Consider the following 19,036-nt stretch of genomic DNA (forward strand, 5'->3'; position numbering starts at 1 on the left):
ACGCTCACAGCTCCCCCCGCCCCTCCCGGTTTTCACGAGCGCACCGGCGCCGGTGAAGGCGCGTGCACGAGGAAGGGAGCGAGGAGCCCGGGAACCGCCTCCTCCGCGAACGCGACGCCCTCCCCCACCCCGACGTCCTTCATCCGATGCGTCCCCGCGGCGGTCGCCGCCGCCAGGGTCATCAATCCCCTTCGCCGCTGCGCGGGCGACCGGCCGATCACCCAGCCGATGACCCCGTCCCTACGCGACGCCACGGTCCTGCGCCGCGCCGCGCCGTACCTGGTCACCAGGTAAGGACCGGCCAGCCCGTGACCGAGGTTGCGGTAGGCGTCCACGGCCAGCGGCAGCGTGATTAGCACGCCCGCGGCGGCGATCATCCAGAGCGCGTCCGGGACCCAGCTCAGCCACCACCCGAGCCCGGCCAGCGCAGGCACCGCCAACGCGAGCGGCCACACGGCCCTGAACAGCCGCAGCCGCAGCGCCTGCCGGGGATGCGGGCGCAACGGCACCGCCAGCGCGGGCCCGCCGAGCACCTGCGTGGCCACCCGCAGCGCCGTCGCCCTCGGCGCGGGCGGCAGCAGCGCGGTGGAGGTCCGCTCTTCGTCGTCGTCAGGGTCGACCCCCGCGACGAGCGCGCGCAACCTGGCTCCGCCGCCCCACCGCAGCGGGATCGGCTCGGCCAGCTCGACGCCGCGCAGCCGTCCCGCCTCCAGAGAGAGCGACCGCGTGGCGAGCAGGCCGCGCCGTACCCGATAGGCGCCGCCAGGTTCGCGCGACAGGCTGAAGCGCCACCACACCTCCACATACAGCGCCAGCGCCCCCACCAGCCCGATCACCGCGACGATCAGGACGGCGAGCACGGCCACCAGCAGCGGCGGGGCCGCGCTCACCTCGCCCCAGGCCTCGCGCAGGAACCCGACCTCGGCCGGCTCGACACCGAAGATGTCGAGCACGCGGAAGAAGGCGCCGAACGGGGCGAGGCCGATGAGCGGCGTCCAACTGCTCAGCAGCGCGAAGCCGATCCAGCCGGGCCGCAACGCCGCCAGCGTGGACTCCGCCGTACTCCCGGCCAGGAGAAGCGCGCGCACGCTCTCGGCCCTGGATCTGGAGATCGCGTCGAGCCTGAGCCCCGCCTGCTGCTCGCCCGCGTCGATCCGCACCACCGCCAGGCCGAGCAGCCGGTGCGCGGGCCCCGCCGTGAGGTCGACGGCCCTGACGCGGTCGCGGGGGATCGACCGGTGCCGCCTGAACAGCAGCCCCGACCGCAGCTCGACCCGGTCGTCGGTGATCCGGTAGCGGGTGGTGGCGTACCGGAGCGAGAAGAGCACCGCGGTCCCGGCGAGGACGGCCAGCAGGGCGAGCAGCGGGATGACGGTTCGGAGAGTGGGCCCCGCGACGGCGACCACGGCCCCGGCGGCGATCACGGGCCCGGTCACGTAGCTCACGCCCGTCACGACGGTCCGCCCGTCGAGCCGCCCCCATTCCTGGTCTGCGTGGTTCACGTGGCATCTCCCGGTACGGCCTGCGTCCTGGCCGTCAGTCGCTCGACGAGGTCGGCGGCCAGGGCCTGGTCCAGCCCCTGGATCGTGATCGAGCCCGCCGCCGAGGCCGTGGTGACCTTCACCCCGGACAGCCTGAAGATCTGCTGGAGCGGGCCACGCACGGTGTCGACGGTCTGGATACGCGACATCGGCGCGACCCGCGCCTTGTGCCACATCCATCCGGACGCCGCGTAGACGGCGTCCTCGGTGGTCTCCCATCGGTGCACCCGGTACCGCTGACGCGGCATGACCAGCGCGTACGCCAGGCCGGGCAGCGCCACGACGGCCAGCGAAAGCAGCAGCCACAGCCGGGCGGGCGGGATCAGCAGGGCCAGCAGGCCCAGCACGAGGACCGCGGGGACCACGGGAATCAGCGCCTGCGTCGTCCACCATCGGATCGCTCTTTGGTCGACCTGATGGCGGGGCGGCCGAAGTTCGAGTCGCATCCAGGCTCCTGTTCATATCTGGCCCTCTGGACCAAATTTTGACCGCTTGGCCAGAATTTAGCACACGCGGCCATCTGGAGGGTGTCCCGTAAGGTGTGATCATGGATTGGCAGGCCTGGCACGACGCGTACGACCGTCCCGGCTCGACTCTCGCCCGTCGGCTCCAGGTCGTCCAGGAGCGGATCAGGGAGGCGCTGGACGGCTGCCCTCCTGGGCCGTTGAAGGTGATCAGCCTGTGTGCCGGGGAGGGCCGCGACCTGCTGCCCGTGCTGGCCGGCCATCCGCGCCGCGACGACGTCCGAGCGCGCCTGGTCGAACTGGACCCGCGCAACACCGCCACCGCCGCGAACGTCATCTCGGCCGGCGGGCTGCACCAGGTCGAGGTGGTCACCGGTGACGCGTCGCGCACCGACCACTACGAGGGAATGACGCCTGCCGACCTGGTGCTGGCGTGCGGGATCTTCGGCAACATCACCGGCGAGGACATCGAACGCACCGTCGCCCACTGCGCCATGCTGGCCGCGACGGGCGCCACCGTGATCTGGACCCGCCACCGCTCCGCGCCCGACCTGGTGCCGCGGATCTGCGCGTGGTTCGAGGAACGCGGATTCGACCGGCAGTGGGTGTCGGAGCCCGGGGCGGGGTACGGCGTCGGCGTACACCGTTTCACCGGCCGCCCGTACCCGCTGGTCCCGGGGCGGCGCATGTTCACCTTCGTCGGTTACGACGAATTGGGGTCAGGCCCCAGGGCCTGACCCCAACAGCTGTGCGTCAGACCGGAGTGCGCTCGCCCTCGCCCTCGCGCCGTCCCAGCTCGACCTCGACCCCTTCGACCGACTCGGCGACCTTGTCGCGACGGTATTCGCGAACGGAGTAGGCGATCGCGGCGGCCCAGAGGGCCGCGATGGCGAGGTAGGCGATCGCCTGGACACCGCCTGAGGCGTCGATCCAGTCGCTGCGCAGCAGGGTGCGCACGTTCGTGAGGATGATGACGCCACCCACGGCCGAGCCGAGGATCCGGGGCGGAATGTGCCGTACCAGCCAGGCCGCGATGGGCGCGGCGATGACGCCGCCGAGCAGCAACACCCCGACCCAGGCGTAGTCGATGTTCTCCGACCCGATTCCCACGAGGAAGCCGATGCTCGCCGCCAGGGCCACCAGGAACTCGCTCGCGTCGATCGAGCCGATCACCTTGCGCGGCTGCAGCCGTCCACTGGCCAGGATGGCGGGGGTGCCGACCGGGCCCCAACCGCCGCCGCCCGTGGCGTCGACGAACCCGGCCAGCAGGCCGAGCGGCGCCAGGAACCGCTTGCGCAGCGGCTTGCCCAGGTTCCCGCGGGGAAGCCCGAAGGCGGTGAACCGGATGAGGATGTAGGCGCCGAGCGACAGCAGGATCAGCGACATGATCGGCGCCGCCACCTCGGTCGACAGGCTGGACAGGAACGTCGCCCCGGCGAAGGCCCCGACCGCTCCCGGAACACCGATCTTGGCGACGACCTTCCAGTCGATGTTGTTGAACCGCCAGTGCGCGACACCCGAGGCGAGCGTGGTGCCGATCTCAGCCAGGTGCACGGTGGCCGATGCCGCGGCCGCGTTGGTGCCCACAGCCAGAAGGAGCGTGGTCGATGTGACGCCATAGGCCATGCCCAGGCTGCCGTCCACGAGCTGGGCGGCGAAGCCGACCAGGCCGAGCAGGATGAGCGCGCGCACGACATCCCCTTTCCCGAGTTTCTCTACTATGCGAGTAGGAATTAACTATTTATCGGGGGCGCGCTCTCGTCAAGTCCTCACGGGAAAAGACTCAGGCCGGGCGGAAGCTTCCACCCGGCCTGAGTTCTGACGGCCGCCCGTGGCGGCCGTCACTCAAAGCTTGAAGGGATCGTCGTACGGCCCGGCGAAGGGATCGTGCTCGACGGCAAGGTGTACTCTTCGGGCCAGGGGGACAGCGCCGGCAGCGCCTCTCGCGGCTCGATCACAGGGACCCGCATCGTGGACCCGTCGTCCCAGCGGACCTGCGCCTCCGCCGGTGGAGCGGGGAGCGAACCAGCCACGACCCAGCCGTACTCCTCGTCACGCCCGATCTGCTCGCGCACCTCCGGCGGCATCGAGCTCAGGTCCCCGAGCGGAACGAAACCCTCGCGCCAGATCTCCGCGGCACCGCTGGTCCGCCAGTTCCAGATGGCTTGTGCGGCATGGTCTCCAAACGTGCGCGGCCCGATCAGAACACTGCCGTCGCTGAGGAGCAGCACCAACATCAGCATCGTCATGACCAATCGCAGCATGCGGTGATCTTGACAGAATGCCGCTTCCGTCACTGACGGCTTCGCGCACAGACCGATTGTCGGACCTGGTGGCTACGCTCCGGCACATGACAGTCCCCGAGGTCATTCCCATCGTGTACGAACCCGACTACCACACCGACACGATCGGCCACTGGGAAGGCGGGCAGTTCTTCGGCTCCGTCATCGCCGCCTTCCGTGAGGGCTACACCCGTACCGACGACTGGAGGTCGCACAAGCGCTGGTACGCCGTCCTGCACACGTTCGACGCCGCGGGCCATCACCTCCACTCCCGCATCGAGCGCACCGGATCCGACGATGACTACCGGACGGCCGTCGACACCGCGCAGGAACGGCTGAAGCTCTGGCTCGACGCGCTCCCCGGCCTCCGCTTCGACGACATCGCCATCCGGCCGTTCCGGCACCTGTTCGACGGAGTGCTGTTCGGTCTCGTCCTGGAGACCTTTGAGGGCGAAGAACACGCCGAGTTCTACCCGAACGGCATCGGCTTCTACGAACCCTGGGACGGTATGTACGACACCTGATCAGTTCCCTGAAGCGAGCTATGGGGCAGTTGTAATGTATTGCGGCATGGGACGTGGAACGGCATGAGCCCTGATCTCACGGCGAATCAGGGCGCACCCAACGATGAAGCGACGCCACCCGTCCCTTCCTGGCACGCGCCCACCGCCATCGAACGCGGCCTGTACGAGGCCAAGATGCGTGGCGACTGGGCCGCCTACTTCGACGTCCTGGCAACGGCGGACCTCTACCACGCGATGTCGCGCGCCCAGGCCGACGCCAAGCCCGGTTGGCTCCACTACAACGCCGCCTACTGGGGCCCTCCCCCCGGCCCCAAGTGTCTTGCCTTCTTCACCGCCGGGATGCTCCCGGCACCCGTACCCGACCCGGTCTTCTTCGAGGTCGACCTGGGCAAGCTCGCCGAGGACTGGCCCCAGGACGACGAGTGGCTGGCCATCAACCCCGGCACGCCCTGCGAGGCGTTCTTCCCCGCGACGGCCGCCCATCGGCAGGCGTGGCGCTGGCACGCCGACCGGATGCCCTACCCTCCCCGCAACCAACTGCGCACGCTGTGGGCCGGAGGCCCGCTGAACGGCCCCGTCGCTCACGGCCTCGCCTGCGGGGCGCTGCTGTGCGTGAAGAACGCCTCACTCTGGAATGCGATGGGCTGGCACGGCACCGGCTACGTTCGCGAGAGGAGACGCCTGGAGGAGTGGTGGGAGATCACCAGCCGAGAAGATTGGCTGCGTGTCGAGGAGGGGCTTCTCAGGGGCCGGATGAGCAGCCCGGTCTGGAGTTTCGTGCTGGGAATCCGCAGCGCCCTCGCCCTCGACTACGGCGGCGTGGTCGAGGTGGACCACTGGCGGCGCGTGACCACGCGGGTCATCCAGCAGCAGGCCGCGGAGAAGGAGAACGGGACCGCCTCCCTGAGTCACGCGGAGACCGACGCCGAGATCGCCGGAGCGCAGCGGCTCATCGGCCGAATCACCCGGTACGAGGCACGATTCCGGGCGGACGGCCTGCTCCCCGAGGGCAGGTTCGTGCACTCGGTGGAGGCGTGGGACTACGGGCGGGCGTCGAAAATGGCCCGCTGGGGACTCGGCGCCCGCTTCTGCGACCTGGCGGAGGCCGAACAGGCGGTCCTGCGCGCCGGACGGGTCAGCCGGATCAACTACCGCTCGTGGGAAGAGTTCTCGGCCGCCTACATCCTGGGACGCTGTCTCCACTTCGACGAGGAGGAGTTCGGTGACTGGTACGGGGAGATGCTCAACGCGCACCGAATCCTGACGACCGACCCGGACAGCCCCTGGCTCAACATCCCCTTCAAATGACCAGCGGTCCTTCACGACAACACAGCGAATCGCACCCATGACGAACTGTGGCTGGGGTGATGGCCTTCGTCGCAGCCGATGGCGCAAACCAGGGCGAGGTCATAGAGGTGGTCGGCCAGATCTATGGAGTCTGCGCCCCGGGCGATCACCCGGAGCTGGCCCTGGAGGATGAGGTCCTGGCGAGCGAGCGGTGGCGGGATGTGGTCCGGCGGTACGCGCGGGCGCTCTCCTGACGGGGCTACCACGGGCGTTATCGCAGCCCCGGAGAACGACGCGCGGCAGCTCGGCCATGCCGACCCTGGGTTCACCCTCCGCGTTCACGCCCACATGATGCCCGGCTCGCATGACCGCGCCGGGGCAAGTTCAACCTGCGAAAGCCCCGGCTCCTCACCGACAGGAACCGGGTTCTCGCAGCTCACCGCCTACTTGAGTAGCTGGCGAGCCATCACCATGCGCTGGATCTGGTTGGTGCCCTCGTAGATCTGGGTGATCTTGGCGTCGCGCATCATCCGCTCCACCGGGAACTCGCGCGTGTAGCCGTACCCGCCCAGCAGCTGCACCGCGTCCGTCGTGATCTCCATCGCGGCGTCCGAGGCCGCGCACTTGGCCGCGCTCGACAGGAACGTGAGGTCCTTCTGGGGCTGGCCGTGCATCGCCAGCTCCGACTTGGCCGCCGCGTGGTAGGTCAGCTGCCGAGCCGCCTCCAGCTTCATCCCCATGTCGGCGATCATGAACTGCAGGCCCTGGAACTCGGCGATCGGCTTGCCGAACTGCTTGCGCTCCTTCACGTATCCGATCGCGTAGTCGAGGGCGCCCTGGGCGATGCCCAGCGCCTGGGCGGCGATCGTGACGCGGGTGTGGTCGAGGGTGGCCAGGGCGGTCTTGAAGCCGCTCCCGGGGGCGCCGATCATGCGGGAGGCCGGGATGCGGACGTCCTCGAGGATGACCTGGCGGGTCGGCGAGGCCTTGATGCCGAGCTTCTTCTCCTTGGGACCGAAGGAGACGCCCTGGTCGGACTTCTCCACGACGAAGGCGGAGATGCCGCGCGCGCCCGCGGACGGGTCGGTGACGGCCATGACCGTGTAGTACTCGGACACGCCGGCGTTCGTGATCCACATCTTGACGCCGTTGAGGACGTAGTGGTCGCCGTCGAGGACCGCGCGGGTCTTCATGGCGGCCGCGTCGGATCCGGCCTCGGGCTCGGAGAGAGCGTAGGAGAACATCGCCTCGCCCGTGGCGACCGGGGCGAGGTACTTCGCCTTGAGCTCCTCCGAGGCCGACAGCAGGAGCGGGACGGTGCCGAGCTTGTTGACGGCGGGGATGAGCGAGGAGGAGGCGCAGGCGCGGGCGACCTCCTCGATGACGATGACCGCGGCGAGCGCGTCGCCTCCCGCACCGCCGTACTCCTCAGGGACGTGGATCGCGTGCAGGTCGGCGGCAACCAGCGACTTGTAGACATCCCACGGGAACTCCTCGCGCTCGTCGGCCTCGGCGGCACGGGGCGCGATCTTCTCGTCGGCGAGGGCACGGACGGTCTCCCGGAGCATCTCGTGCTCCTCGGTGAGGGCGTAGGTCATACCCCGATACTAGGACGTCCAAGCATCTTGTTACCAGCGGGTACGATTTGCCGGTTTACCCAGGTGGCACAGTGGAAGTTACGGGGACCGGTAACATGCCTTGGCGACGAAAGGAGCTCACTCGTGCCATATCGCCTTACGGTGATCGGAACCGGGTATCTGGGCATCACTCACGCGGCCTGTATGGCGGACCTTGGCTTCGACGTTCTCGGCCTCGACATCGACGCCGACAAGATCCGACGTTTGCAGAACGGTGAGCTGCCGATCCACGAACCCGGGCTGGAAGAGATCCTGAGGCGAGGTCTCGCGTCGGGACGGCTGCGCTTCACCACCTCCTACGAGGAGGCGGCCGCGTTCGGCGACGTCCATTTCCTGTGCCTGGGGACACCGCAGAAGCAGGGCGAGTACGCCGCGGACGTCTCCTACCTCGACGCGGCCGTCGAGTCGCTCGCGCCGTACCTCGACAGAGAGTGCCTGGTCGTCGGCAAGTCGACCGTCCCCGTCGGCACCGCGGCCCGCCTGGCGGCCAAGCTGGCACGACTGGCGCCGGTCAACGCGGCGGCCGAGCTGGCGTGGAACCCCGAGTTCCTGCGCGAGGGCTTCGCCGTCCAGGATACGCTCAAGCCCGACCGCATCGTGATCGGCGTCGCCTCCGAGCACGCGGAGAAGATCCTGCGCGAGGTCTACGAGCCGCTCGGCGACATTCCGATGGTGGTGACCGACTACCCGACGTCCGAGCTGGTCAAGAGCGCGGCGAACGCCTTCCTCGCGACCAAGATCTCCTTCATCAACGCGATGGCGGAGGTGTGTGAGGCTTCCCACGCGGACGTGCAGCAGCTGTCCAGGGCGCTGTCGTTCGACGACAGGATCGGCGGGCGTTTCCTCAACCCGGGGCTCGGGTTCGGCGGCGGGTGCCTGCCCAAGGACATCCGCGCGTTCATGGCGCGGGCGGGCGAGCTGGGCGCCGACCAGGCATTGACGTTCCTGCGCGAGGTCGACGCGATCAACATGCGGCGGCGGGCGCGGATGGTGGACCTGGCCAGGGAGCTGGCGGGCGGCTCGTTCCGCGGGTGCACGGTCGGCGTGCTCGGCGCGGCGTTCAAGCCGAACTCGGACGACATCCGCGACTCCCCCGCGCTCGACGTCGCCGTGACGATCGGGCAGCAGGGCGGGCAGGTCACCGTCTACGACCCGATCGCGCTGGACAACGCGCGCAAGGCGCATCCGGAGCTTGCCTACGGCACGTCGGCGCTCGACGCGGTTCGCGGGGCGCACGTGGTGCTGCTGCTGACGGAGTGGCAGGAGTTCGTGGAGCTGGACCCGGAGGAGCTGGGCGCCGCGGTCGCCACCCGGAAGATCGTCGACGGGCGCAACGCCCTGAACTCCGAGGCCTGGCGGTCGGCCGGCTGGCACTACCGGGCGCTCGGCCGCCCGTAGCTCACACCTTCCCCCGCGCGCCGGCGCCCTGTCCGTCGCCGCGCGGGGACGACCCATGCACGCCTCTCGACAGGCGGCGGGCGCGCGCAGAAGCCGGGCGCGGGCGTTCGATGCGAATCCATCCCGTACGGCAAGCCTCCCCGGCCCTCCCGTGGTCACGTGGCCGGCGCCTGTCCTTCACGCTACTCCAGCGGAACTTCGCTTCCCGCCGTTACATCGCCCCTCTTATCGTTTATCGTTGTTATCGATAGACGATATCTCCCCCGAGGAGGCCGGTCATGCCCCGCGCGAAGCAATCAACCTGGGCCCTCGAAGCCGTCCTGTGGTGCGGCATCCTCTTCGCCGTCGCATTCCTCGTCCTGGGAGTCGTCCAGGTCGTCAGCAGCGACGGCATCGACACACGGGCGGTCTGGTTCAACCCGTACTCCACATCCACCCCCGCCGACGATCCACTCCAAACGTCGGCAGCGGCCGCCCCCGGCACGGTCAGCATGGTCACGCCGAGCTTCAACAGGACGATCGTCGTCGCCTCCCCCACCTTCTACCAGCGCTTCCTGCTCGCCGTCCCCGATCTGCTCACCGCGTTGATCCTCGGCGCCGTGGCCGTGGTGTTCCTGCGGGTGGTCAGGACCGTGCGCACCGACGACCCGTTCGTGATGGCGAACGTCCGCAGGCTCAATATCATCGGAGCGCTGCTGATCGCGCCGATGGTGGCCGTGCCGTTGGTGGAGAAGGTGGCCATGGCTCTGCTGGTCGACGGCAGCCCGTTGGACGGCACGACGTTCAGCGGCATGGACGAGTTCAGATGGGCGGGGGTCGTGGGCATCGCCGTACTGACGCTCGGCCAGGTGTTCAAGCACGGCGCCAGGCTGCGCGCTGACACCGAGGGTCTGGTCTGATGCCGCCGGAGGAAGCGCACCACATCTCGGTGCGGCTCGACAAGCTCCTGCTCGACAGGGGCATGACGCTCACGGAGCTCGCCGACAGGGTGGGCGTGACGATCGTGAACCTGTCCATCCTGAAGAACGGCAAGGCCAAGGCCATCCGCTTCTCGACGTTGAGCGCGATCTGCCGGGAGTTGCGCTGCCAGCCCGGTGACCTGCTCGGCTACGACCGCTGAGCCAGCACCCTTGAGGTCGTCCGGCTCGGCGGCGGCTGGGTCAGCGGCCCAGGTCGGCGGCCTCGGCGCGGAGCCTTTCGCCCTTGGCGTGGGCCTGGTCGCGCAGCGTCTCCTGGAAGGCCTCCATGCGCCGCAGCAGCCCCTCGTCGGAGGCGGCGAGGATGCGGATCGCCAGCAGCCCCGCGTTGCGCGCCCCGCCGACCGCGACGGTCGCCACCGGCACTCCGGCGGGCATCTGCACGATGGACAGCAGGGAGTCCATGCCGTCGAGGTACTTCAGCGGCACGGGCACGCCGATCACCGGCAGCGGGGTGACCGAGGCCAGCATGCCGGGCAGGTGCGCCGCGCCACCGGCGCCCGCGATGATCACCTTGACGCCGCGGGACGCGGCCTGCCTGCCGTACTCGATCATCTCGGTCGGCATGCGGTGCGCGGAGACCACGTCGGCCTCGAACGGCACGCCGAACTCGGCCACCGCCTCCGCCGCCTGCTTCATGACCGGCCAGTCGGAGTCGCTGCCCATCACGATGCCGATCACGTGTACTCCCCTGTGGTGAGGTAGACGGCCGCGTGCCTGGCACGGGCCCTGGCGTCGTCGAGGTCGTCGCCGAGCACGGTCACGTGACCGATCTTGCGGCCTGGGCGCACTTCCTTGCCGTAGAAGTGCACCTTGACGCCCGGGTCGTGGGCCATCACGTGCTCGTAGCGCTTGAAGATGGCGGGGTCGTCGCCGCCGAGGAGGTTGGCCATGACGACGTACGGCGCGGCGAGCGAGGGCGAGCCGAGCGGCAGGTCGAGCACGGCGCGCAGGTGCTGCTCGAACTGGGAGGTACGGGCGCCCTCGATGGTCCAGTGGCCGCTGTTGTGCGGGCGCATGGCCAGCTCGTTGACCACGAGACCGCTGCTGGTCTCGAACATCTCCACCGCCAGCAGCCCGGTCACGCCCAGCTCGTCGGCGATCTTCAGGGCGACGCGCTGGGCCTGGGCGGCGAGCTCGGGGTCGAGGTTCGGCGCGGGGGCCAGGACCTCGACACAGATGCCGTTCTCCTGGACGGTCTCCACCACCGGGTAGCTGACGCCCTGGCCGTGGGGCGAGCGGACGACCAGCACGGCCAGCTCACGCTCGAACGGCACGAACGCCTCGGCCAGCAGCGGGATGCCGGTCGCGACCACCTCGGCGGCCTCGGCCGCGTCGTCGCACACCCAGACGCCGCGGCCGTCGTAGCCGCCCCTGATCGCCTTCAGCACGACGGGCCAGCCGTTGTCCGCGGCGAACGCCTCGACGTCGGCGACCGTCTCCACCGTCCGCCAGGCCGGGCACGGCGCGCCGAACTCGGTCAGCCGCCTGCGCATCTCCGCCTTGTCCTGGGCGTGGACCAGCGCGTCGGCGCCGGGGTGGACCTCGATGCCCTCGTCGGCCAGCGCCTTGATGTGCTCGGTCGGGACGTGCTCGTGGTCGAAGGTGACGGCGTCACAGCCGGAGGCGAACTCGCGCAGGACCGTGAGGTCGCGGTAGTCGCCCAGCCTGGTGTCGACGATCACCTTGGCGGCGCTCTCGTCCGGCGCGTTGGCCAGGACTCGCAGCTCGATGCCGAGCGGGATGGCGGCCTGCTGCATCATGCGGGCCAACTGGCCCGCTCCGACAACGCCCACCACGGGGCCGACATGCGAAGAGGTGCTGCTCACATGCCCGAAGCATACCGGCAGCCACGCGCCCGCCGTCCGGCCGGATGGGGGTGGGGTACGGCTTCGCGGGGTCGTCGCGCCCGGCCGTACCCCGTGGCCGGTAGCCTGGTGGCGTCGGGCCTGCTCGAGGGGGTGCGGCAGGCGAACCCGGAAAGGACCGTGCAGGAGACGTGGAGTTCCTCAAAGGTGCCTACCACCGGTTCGTCCACCTGATTCGCGAGCTGGCGAAGTTCGGGACGATCGGCGGCATCGCCTTCTTCATCGACATGGGGGCGACGAACCTCTTCCGGTTCGGGTTCGGCTGGGGCGCGATGATCTCGGCGGTGCTGGCCACCTGCGTCGCGGCGACGTTCGCGTACGTGGGCAACCGCTTCTGGACCTTCCGCCACCGGGAGCAGAGCGGGCTGGCCAGGGAGTACGCGTTGTTCTTCCTGCTCAACGGGATCGGGCTGCTGATCTCGCTGATCTTCATCGGGCTCACGACCTACACACTGGGCCTGCAGGACCCGCTCAGCTACAACATCGCCAAGATCATCGGTGTGGGGTTCGGCACGCTGTTCCGGTACTGGTCGTACAAGCGGTGGGTCTTCCTGGCCCCCGAGGACCCGCCCGTCGAGCCCGCCACCGGCCTGCCCGAGGCCGTCTCCTCGCCCAGGCGCTAAGTCGCGGGGTTCCCGTCGGCCGGGGACAGACGGGACTGAAGGTCGGCAAGACCAGGTCCGGACAGTTGAGCCAGGGCGGCCCGTCGCCCGGTCAACAGCAGCAGCATGGCCGCGATCGGCCCCTCCACCTGCTTTCCCTGCCCTGCCGTCCAGGAGCAGTCGGTGGCGACGAGTTCGAGCCCGTCCAGCTTCCGCCGCGCGTGGAAGGGCGCTCCCATCGTCCAGACCCTGGTCGCGGCGGCGGCAGCGGGCCGGGCGGGCATGGGCCGGTCACGGCGGAGGGGAATGGCGATGTCCTGCCCGTGAACGAGGATGTCGATGAGCGGCTCGAAGTCGCTGATCATGGGCGCCTTCGCGCGTGATCCGACCATCGCCCGCAGCAGGACGCCGTACTCCCGCACGGGCAGCTCCGCCTGCCGGACGGCGGTGTCGTGGATCATGCGGTTCAGGTTGCCGCGCGCCCTCAGCACCGCTACCAGCGCGGGCAGCAGGCGGAAGTGGGCGAGCGTCAGGTGGGCCGCGACCTCGCGCACCCGCCAGCCCTCGCACAGGCTCGGGGTCGCCCACTCCTGGTCGCACAGGTCGTCGAAGAGGTCCGCGAGGCTGGCGCGTTCGTGGTCGATGGCCTGCCACACCTCATCGCGATCCATTCCAGCCTCCGCCAGCTTGGTCGACCCCGCCGCGCGATGGCGGGCGTCGACGACACTACTCCCGGGCGGGGCCCGGGTGTCCCGGCGGATCTACCCGAACGGCACGCGGGCCCGTGATCACGCGGCGGCCCGCCGTACGGCGGCGCGGACGTCGGTCGGGCCGGGGCGCCAGGCGGCGGCCCCGCCGTACGAGGAGAAGGGTCAGGCGGGGCCGGTGACCACGCGGCGGCCCGGGCTGTCGGCCGGGCGGAGGAAGATGGCGAACACCGCGGGCCTGCGGCGCACGAGTTCGAGCCGCCCGCCGTCGGCCGCGGTCAGCGCGCGGGAGAGCGTGAGGCCGAGCCCGGTGCCGCCGCCGCCGCTCACGTTGCGTTCGAACACCTTCGGCGCGATGTCGTCGGAGATGCCGGGCCCTTCGTCGGACACCTCGATGACGATGTAGTTGTCGCTGCTGCTGGTCGACACCGAGACGGCGCCGCCGCCGTGCTGGATGGAGTTCTCCAGGAGGGAGCCGATCACCTGGCCGAGGCTGCCGCCGGTGGCCAGGGCCTTGAGGCCGCGGGCGCCGTCGAGGGAGACGGAACGGCCGGCGCGGCGGAAGGCGGGCTCCCATTCGGTGACCTGCTGGACCAGGACGTCGTCGACGGAGATCGGCTCGGCCTGGGCGACGCGCTGGCGGCGGGCGGCGGCGAGGAGTTCGTCGATGACCGCGGTGAGGCGTTCGGCCTGGACGATGGCGGCCTCGCCCTCCTCGCGGACGACATCGGGATCGTCGGAAGCGGCGACGATCTCCTCCAGGCGCATGGTGAGCCCGGTAAGCGGGGTGCGCAGCTGGTGGGAGGCGTCGGTGGCGAACTCGCGTTCGCGCGTGATCAGGTCGGAGATGCGGGTGGCGCTGCGGTCGAGCACCTCGGCGACGCGGTCGAGCTCGGGTATGCCGTAGCGGTGTTTGCTGGGTCTGGCGTCCCCTGAGCCGAGTCGATCCGCGATCTTGGCGAGGTCCTGGAGGGGGAGGGTGAGCCGGCGGGACTGCACGATGGCAAGACCCACCGCGACCGCGAGAGCCGCGGCGGCCAGTGCCACGATGAGGAGCAGGCGAGCACGTACCTCTCGCTCGACCTGGTCCCGGTCGCGGCTCACCCTGACGTAGATGCCGCTGTCCGACTTGGCCTCCTCGTGCATGGAGTGGCCGGACGGCGGGGAGGCGCCGACGACGGTCGCCGTCGGCGGGTTGCCGTTCACATAGATCTGGATGTATCGGTCCGGATACTTCTGTTTCAGCTGTTGCGGATCGAGTGGTGTCTCCTGGATGCGGGCGTACTCCACCTCACCCACGAGGCGGGTCGCGTCCGACCTCAGCTGCTTGGTGGCATCCTCGACGATCAGGCGGCTGACCACCACGCCCAGGGGCACCCCGAGCAGGAGGACGGCGATGACCGCGACGACCAGGGTGGAGGAGAGCAGGCGGCGGCGCACTGCCTACTCTCGCTCGAATCGGAAGCCGACTCCCCTGACCGTGGTGATGTAGCGCGGCTTGGCGGCATCGTCGCCGAGCTTGCGCCTGAGCCAGGAGATGTGCATGTCGAGGGTCTTGGTCGACCCCCACCAGTTGGTGTCCCAGACCTCGCGCATGATCTGCTCGCGAGTGACGACCTTGCCGGCGTCGCGCACGAGGACGCGCAGCAGGTCGAACTCCTTGGTCGTGAGGTGGAGCTCCTTCTCGCCCATCCACGCGCGACGGGAGTCGGCGTCGATGCGGACACCCTGGACCACGGGGGTCTCTGAGGTGCCGCGCCGTAGCAGCGCCCGGACGCGGGCGAGGAGTTCGGCGAGGCGGAACGGCTTGGTGACGTAGTCGTCGGCGCCGGCGTCGAGCCCGACGACGGTGTCGACCTCGTCGACGCGTGCGGTGAGGATGAGAACCGGGGTTCCGTGCCCTTCGGCACGGATCCGGCGGGCGACCTCGAGGCCATCCATCTCCGGCAGGCCTAGGTCGAGAACGATGAGGTCGATGCCCCCCGACAGAGCCCTCTCAAGGGCCTGCGGGCCGTCGGGGCTCACCTCAACCTGGTAGCCCTCGCGGCGCAGAGCGCGCGCGAGTGGCTCGGAAATCGAGGTGTCATCCTCGGCGAGAAGTACGCAGGTCATGAAGCGATCGTAGGACCTTAAGCGATCGTTTCCCGGTCACAGCGCGCGGTTTGACTCGCGTTTGACCTATCTATTGACCTGGGCAAACGCTGATAAATGATGGCTAGTGCGAATTTAATGCCCCACACATTACCCGGCCCTCAGCGTCCGCTCTTTCCTCTTGTACGGCAAGCCCCCGCCAGCCACCATGGTCATCCGAGTGCGGCCTCCCGCGCGGCTGTCCAGCCCGGCGTGTCGCGGATTCTCCCCCAAAGCGGACGCCTCGCCCACCACCGCGGCTTCACCGGCATCGCCTCACGGCGTGCGCTCGCGTTGAAGACGATATCCACGGGCACGGCGGGACAACGTCCACGCGGCGCCTTCCGGCCAATGCCGTGGCCCGTTCTTGGATGCGTGGAGCCGGTCAGCCGGTTCTGGCGGCCAGTCGCTTGCTGAGGTTGGTGAACAGCAGAATCAGGCCGACGGTCAGCAGGATGTGGCCAAGTCCGGCGATACCGGAGATCGCCGCACTCGTCGTGGCGCCGAGCACGGTCTGAGTGCCGTGGACGGTCAGCATGAGCACGGTGAGCGCGAGCCCTGTGTTGTAGATCCAGAAGAACCAGGGGAAGAGTCTGCTGGCAGTCAGGGTGAACGCGTTCTCCAGCATCAGCACGATGAGGAAGAACAACATGCCGAGCGCGAGCAGATGCGTATGCACGACCCCGAGCTGGGTGTCGCCGGTGAAGTCGTTCAGCTTGGTGATCTCGCGGTAGTACAGGCCGCTGAGCACGCCGACAATCATGTAGATGTGGGCCGTGTACAGAATCTTCTTCATGGCGTGAGGCGCCCTTCCTCGCGTGATGGTGGGACCTGGCCGATCACGTCGGCGTCGGCGGAGCGGATCTGCTTGCTGGTTTCTCTCAGGACGAGGCACCCGGTAGCCAGCACGACCGCCGCGGTGGCCCCGTGGATGCCGATCGCGGCAGACGTCGACCCGTCGTGCGCCAGAATCGTGATCATGTCCGCTGCCGGGGTGCAGGCCTGGATCAGGAGGACCCAGGCGAGGGGGGACATGGTGCGTCTACTCCCGGGGTGGGGGTGAGATGGCGGGCGCACGACCGTCGGCGGCGCGGTGATGTTGCCGGTGTCATGGCAGATGAACCTAGAATCCCGGCGATTGGCGCCGCATCAGACCGAGGCTGACACTTGCTGCCACGCCGGCCGACTGTGGGTGTACACCCGGGGTCCGATCCGGTGAGCTCTGGCCAGCTCGCTAACCTCGCGTCATGCACCTCACACCACCCCCGCCCCTGTTGAAACGGGTGCCACCCGGCGCCTGGACGACACTGGCGTGGTGTGGGGGCCTGGCGTTCACGCTCTTGATCCGCGTCAGGCTGCCCGGCGAGACGGAGCCCGCCGTGAAGGCCGGAGTCCTGCTGTACCGGTGGGACGGCTTAACGTATTTGGCGGTGGCCACGGCTCTGGCGACAGCCGGCAGCGTTCTGCTGCGCCGGCGACCGCTGCCGGCCGTGGCCTTGCTCCTCGGTGCCTCTGTCGTCGCGACCCTGCCACTGGGCGTGGGCGAGATTCCCCTGGCCCAGTTCCTGGCGGTTGACGTCGCACTGTACGTCGTCGCGGCCGGCCAGCCGCGCCGCACGGGAATCATCGCCGCCGTCGCGGCCCTGGCCGTCCTGTCCGGATACGTGGGCACGCGGATGCTGTACGGCTTGTGCGTCGGAACCTCGGCAGAGCTGGCCGTGGCGATGACGGTGATCATCGCCTGGCTGGTCGGCTATGTCGCACACCAGGCCCACAACCACGCCGAGCGGCTGCACGCCCAGGCGGCGACCCAGGCGGTCACCGACGAACGCCTCCGGATCGCCCGTGAGCTGCACGACATGGTCGCCCACAGCATCGGCATCATCGCCTTGCAGGCCGGCGCGGCACGGCGGGTCATCGACACCCAGCCGGCCAGGGCTCAGGGCGCGCTGGCCGAGATCGAGAACGCCGGCCGGCAGACCTTGTCGGGGCTGCGCCGGATGCTCGGCGCGCTTCGCCAGCCGCAAGCGCCCCTCGATCCCACACTGGGGCTGGCCGACGTCGACCAGCTCGCCGCAACGACAACACAGGCAGGCGTCCGCGTCGACGTGGAGTGGCGGGGAGAGCGGCGTCCGCTGCCCGTGGACCTCGACATGTCCGCCTACCGCATCATTCAGGAGGCGCTCACCAACGTGGTCCGCCATGCCGGCTCCCGCTCCTGCCTGGTGTCCATCGACTACCGCGAAAGGGAACTGTCCATCGAGATCCTCGACAGCGGCTCAGGCGGCTCCAGCGGTGCCGGCGCTGAGGGCAGCGGATACGGCCTGGCCGGGATGCGCGAGCGGGTCAACCTCCTGCGCGGCACATTCTCCGCCGAAGCACGTCCTGAAGGCGGTTTCCGCGTCGCGGCGCTCTTGCCGGTACCGGCGGAAGCACGATGACCGTCCGCATCGTGCTGGCCGACGACCAGCCCTTGATCCGTGCCGCAGTGGAGATGGTCATCAGCAACGATCCCGACCTCGAGGTCGTGGCAGAGGCCGGAACGGGCGCCGAGGCGGTCGCCTTGACAGAGGAGCTCCTGCCCGATGTCGTGGTCATGGACATCCGCATGCCCGGCATGGACGGCATCGAGGCCACCCGGCTGATCTCCGAGGGCTCCAGCGGAGCACACGTCATCATCTTGACCACGTTCGACGATGACGACTACGTCTACGGCGCGCTGCGCGCCGGAGCCTCCGGATTCCTCGTCAAGGACATGGCCCTGGACGACATTCTCGCGGCGATCCGCGTCGTCGCCGCAGGCGACGCCCTGATCGCACCCAGTGTCACCCGCCGTCTGATCAGCGAATTCGCCGGCCGCCCTCCATCGACTCCGCGACCACGTCCACTCAACGGCATCACCGAGCGGGAACGCGAGGTACTGACCCTCGTCGGGCGCGGCCTGTCCAACGCCGAGATCGCCGCCGCCATGGTGATCAGTGTCGCCACCGTCAAGACGTATGTGACCCGCCTGCTGGCCAAGCTGGACGCCCGCGACCGGGTCCACCTCGTCATCCTCGCCTACGAGACCGGCCTGGCGGCGCCTGGCGGTGGGCATCCGAGCTCCGGCCCGTCGTAAGTCTCGCGCTGATCCACTCCAGGGAATGACCAGCGCCCCCGTCCCAGCGGTAACGAGCCGGCCGCCGACCGGCCAGGCACACCGGTCGACCATTTCAGCGTCACCATCACCGCCCGTGGAAGCAGAGGTGCGCCGGGTCTCGCGCCGCTAGCAGACCCGCCCGTCGCCGTCGCGGTCCTGATACCAGTCGTACTCCTCGTCGACGCCCCGCTGGTAGGGGCCGAGACCGTGGGCGTTGGCCTCACCGCACGTCCTGTACCTCGGGTCGGTGTCGTTCACCGGCTCCGGGGAGGGCTGCTCGTCGTCCTGGGCAGGCTGCTGCGACTTCCTCGGTTCCTTCCTTGGCTGGTCATCCTGGGCAGGCTCCTGCGGCTTCTTCGGTTCCTTCCTTGGCTGGTCATCCTGGGCAGGCTCCTGCGGCTTCTTCGCCTCGGCGCGGCGGCCACGGCGGGCGGGCAGGCGGATAGCTCACTGGAACGCCTCGCCCCCGAGGTCGACGTG

The 19,036-nt window shown here is 69.5% G+C and carries 23 protein-coding genes; 10 read left to right on the forward strand and 13 right to left on the reverse strand.

The window, feature by feature from the left end; all coding sequences use genetic code 11:
• Positions 1–32 precede the first annotated feature (32 nt).
• Both ACFXJ8_RS00500 and ACFXJ8_RS00505 read right to left on the reverse strand, forming a co-directional pair.
• Positions 33–1,502, reverse strand: a complete 1,470-nt coding sequence (locus ACFXJ8_RS00500) for a PH domain-containing protein (protein ID WP_379641642.1) — start codon at positions 1,500–1,502, stop codon at positions 33–35.
• Positions 1,499–1,987, reverse strand: coding sequence for a PH domain-containing protein (locus ACFXJ8_RS00505; RefSeq protein WP_379641643.1), 489 nt, complete (start codon positions 1,985–1,987; stop codon positions 1,499–1,501). Before ACFXJ8_RS00505 ends, ACFXJ8_RS00500 begins: the two co-directional genes overlap by 4 nt.
• A 101-nt stretch (positions 1,988–2,088) precedes the next feature.
• On the opposite strand from ACFXJ8_RS00505, the gene ACFXJ8_RS00510 reads away from it, so the two are divergent.
• Complete coding sequence (locus ACFXJ8_RS00510; RefSeq protein ID WP_379641644.1) at positions 2,089–2,742, forward strand: class I SAM-dependent methyltransferase; 654 nt, start codon at positions 2,089–2,091, stop codon at positions 2,740–2,742.
• 16 nt (positions 2,743–2,758) lie between these two features.
• On the opposite strand, the gene ACFXJ8_RS00515 is transcribed toward ACFXJ8_RS00510, so the two are convergent.
• Together ACFXJ8_RS00515 and ACFXJ8_RS00520 are read right to left on the reverse strand one after the other, a co-directional pair.
• Positions 2,759–3,697: a sulfite exporter TauE/SafE family protein gene (locus ACFXJ8_RS00515; RefSeq protein ID WP_379641645.1), complete on the reverse strand. Its 939-nt coding sequence runs from the start codon at positions 3,695–3,697 to the stop codon at positions 2,759–2,761.
• Positions 3,698–3,846: 149 nt separating this feature from the next.
• Positions 3,847–4,254, reverse strand: a complete 408-nt coding sequence (locus ACFXJ8_RS00520; protein WP_379641646.1) for a hypothetical protein — start codon at positions 4,252–4,254, stop codon at positions 3,847–3,849.
• Positions 4,255–4,355: 101 nt separating this feature from the next.
• Between ACFXJ8_RS00520 and ACFXJ8_RS00525 the strand changes: the two genes are divergently transcribed.
• From ACFXJ8_RS00525 to ACFXJ8_RS00535, 3 genes are all read left to right on the forward strand, one after another.
• A complete protein-coding gene (locus ACFXJ8_RS00525) occupies positions 4,356–4,811 on the forward strand; it encodes a hypothetical protein (RefSeq protein WP_379641647.1) in 456 nt (151 codons plus the stop codon).
• A 63-nt stretch (positions 4,812–4,874) separates the two neighbouring features.
• Positions 4,875–6,119 (forward strand): DUF1266 domain-containing protein, encoded by a 1,245-nt coding sequence (locus tag ACFXJ8_RS00530; RefSeq protein WP_379641648.1) that lies wholly within the window; start codon positions 4,875–4,877, stop codon positions 6,117–6,119.
• 56 nt (positions 6,120–6,175) lie between these two features.
• Entirely contained in the window at positions 6,176–6,352 is a 177-nt protein-coding gene (locus ACFXJ8_RS00535; protein WP_379641649.1) for a hypothetical protein, read from the forward strand.
• Between the two features lie 189 nt (positions 6,353–6,541).
• Here ACFXJ8_RS00535 and ACFXJ8_RS00540 read toward each other — a convergent pair whose 3' ends face one another.
• Positions 6,542–7,696, reverse strand: a complete 1,155-nt coding sequence (locus tag ACFXJ8_RS00540; RefSeq protein WP_379641650.1) for an acyl-CoA dehydrogenase family protein — start codon at positions 7,694–7,696, stop codon at positions 6,542–6,544.
• A gap of 123 nt (positions 7,697–7,819) precedes the next feature.
• Between ACFXJ8_RS00540 and ACFXJ8_RS00545 the strand changes: the two genes are divergently transcribed.
• The 3 genes from ACFXJ8_RS00545 to ACFXJ8_RS00555 all read left to right on the forward strand — a co-directional run bounded on the left by ACFXJ8_RS00545 (position 7,820) and on the right by ACFXJ8_RS00555 (position 10,253).
• Entirely contained in the window at positions 7,820–9,133 is a 1,314-nt protein-coding gene (locus tag ACFXJ8_RS00545; protein ID WP_379641651.1) for a UDP-glucose dehydrogenase family protein, read from the forward strand.
• 278 nt (positions 9,134–9,411) lie between these two features.
• Entirely contained in the window at positions 9,412–10,032 is a 621-nt protein-coding gene (locus ACFXJ8_RS00550) for a DUF2975 domain-containing protein (protein ID WP_379641652.1), read from the forward strand.
• Positions 10,032–10,253, forward strand: a complete 222-nt coding sequence (locus ACFXJ8_RS00555; RefSeq protein ID WP_379641653.1) for a helix-turn-helix domain-containing protein — start codon at positions 10,032–10,034, stop codon at positions 10,251–10,253. Before ACFXJ8_RS00550 ends, ACFXJ8_RS00555 begins: the two co-directional genes overlap by 1 nt.
• Before the next feature lie 40 nt (positions 10,254–10,293).
• Here ACFXJ8_RS00555 and purE read toward each other — a convergent pair whose 3' ends face one another.
• Positions 10,294–10,776, reverse strand: a complete 483-nt coding sequence (gene purE, locus ACFXJ8_RS00560) for a 5-(carboxyamino)imidazole ribonucleotide mutase (protein WP_379642051.1) — start codon at positions 10,774–10,776, stop codon at positions 10,294–10,296.
• An 11-nt stretch (positions 10,777–10,787) separates the two neighbouring features.
• Positions 10,788–11,939 carry a 5-(carboxyamino)imidazole ribonucleotide synthase gene (locus ACFXJ8_RS00565; protein ID WP_379641654.1) on the reverse strand — a complete coding sequence of 384 codons (1,152 nt, stop codon included), beginning with the start codon at positions 11,937–11,939 and terminating at the stop codon, positions 10,788–10,790.
• A gap of 170 nt (positions 11,940–12,109) precedes the next feature.
• Between ACFXJ8_RS00565 and ACFXJ8_RS00570 the strand changes: the two genes are divergently transcribed.
• Positions 12,110–12,601 (forward strand): GtrA family protein, encoded by a 492-nt coding sequence (locus tag ACFXJ8_RS00570; protein ID WP_379641655.1) that lies wholly within the window; start codon positions 12,110–12,112, stop codon positions 12,599–12,601.
• Here ACFXJ8_RS00570 and ACFXJ8_RS00575 read toward each other — a convergent pair.
• The 5 genes from ACFXJ8_RS00575 to ACFXJ8_RS00595 form a co-directional block, all read right to left on the reverse strand.
• The gene (locus tag ACFXJ8_RS00575) at positions 12,598–13,251 is read right to left on the reverse strand and encodes a maleylpyruvate isomerase family mycothiol-dependent enzyme (RefSeq protein WP_379641656.1); all 654 of its coding nucleotides are present in this window, start codon (positions 13,249–13,251) and stop codon (positions 12,598–12,600) included. The genes ACFXJ8_RS00570 and ACFXJ8_RS00575 overlap by 4 nt on opposite strands.
• Before the next feature lie 201 nt (positions 13,252–13,452).
• The gene (locus ACFXJ8_RS00580) at positions 13,453–14,727 is read right to left on the reverse strand and encodes an ATP-binding protein (RefSeq protein ID WP_379641657.1); all 1,275 of its coding nucleotides are present in this window, start codon (positions 14,725–14,727) and stop codon (positions 13,453–13,455) included.
• A gap of 3 nt (positions 14,728–14,730) precedes the next feature.
• The gene (locus ACFXJ8_RS00585) at positions 14,731–15,399 is read right to left on the reverse strand and encodes a response regulator transcription factor (RefSeq protein WP_043620820.1); all 669 of its coding nucleotides are present in this window, start codon (positions 15,397–15,399) and stop codon (positions 14,731–14,733) included.
• Between the two features lie 403 nt (positions 15,400–15,802).
• Positions 15,803–16,213 (reverse strand): DUF2871 domain-containing protein, encoded by a 411-nt coding sequence (locus tag ACFXJ8_RS00590; protein WP_379641658.1) that lies wholly within the window; start codon positions 16,211–16,213, stop codon positions 15,803–15,805.
• Entirely contained in the window at positions 16,210–16,452 is a 243-nt protein-coding gene (locus tag ACFXJ8_RS00595) for a DUF4267 domain-containing protein (RefSeq protein WP_379641659.1), read from the reverse strand. Before ACFXJ8_RS00595 ends, ACFXJ8_RS00590 begins: the two co-directional genes overlap by 4 nt.
• Positions 16,453–16,664: 212 nt before the next feature.
• Here ACFXJ8_RS00595 and ACFXJ8_RS00600 point away from each other — a divergent pair, with 212 nt between their 5' ends.
• Positions 16,665–17,858, forward strand: coding sequence for a sensor histidine kinase (locus ACFXJ8_RS00600; RefSeq protein ID WP_379641660.1), 1,194 nt, complete (start codon positions 16,665–16,667; stop codon positions 17,856–17,858).
• Positions 17,855–18,535 carry a response regulator gene (locus ACFXJ8_RS00605; protein WP_379641661.1) on the forward strand — a complete coding sequence of 227 codons (681 nt, stop codon included), beginning with the start codon at positions 17,855–17,857 and terminating at the stop codon, positions 18,533–18,535. The genes ACFXJ8_RS00600 and ACFXJ8_RS00605 overlap by 4 nt, the downstream gene beginning before the upstream one ends.
• Before the next feature lie 147 nt (positions 18,536–18,682).
• On the opposite strand, the gene ACFXJ8_RS00610 is transcribed toward ACFXJ8_RS00605, so the two are convergent.
• Entirely contained in the window at positions 18,683–18,814 is a 132-nt protein-coding gene (locus tag ACFXJ8_RS00610; protein ID WP_379641662.1) for an excalibur calcium-binding domain-containing protein, read from the reverse strand.
• Positions 18,815–19,036: the final 222 nt, after the last annotated feature.

The organism is Nonomuraea sp. NPDC059194, assembly GCF_042754765.1.
GTDB lineage: Bacteria > Actinomycetota > Actinomycetes > Streptosporangiales > Streptosporangiaceae > Nonomuraea.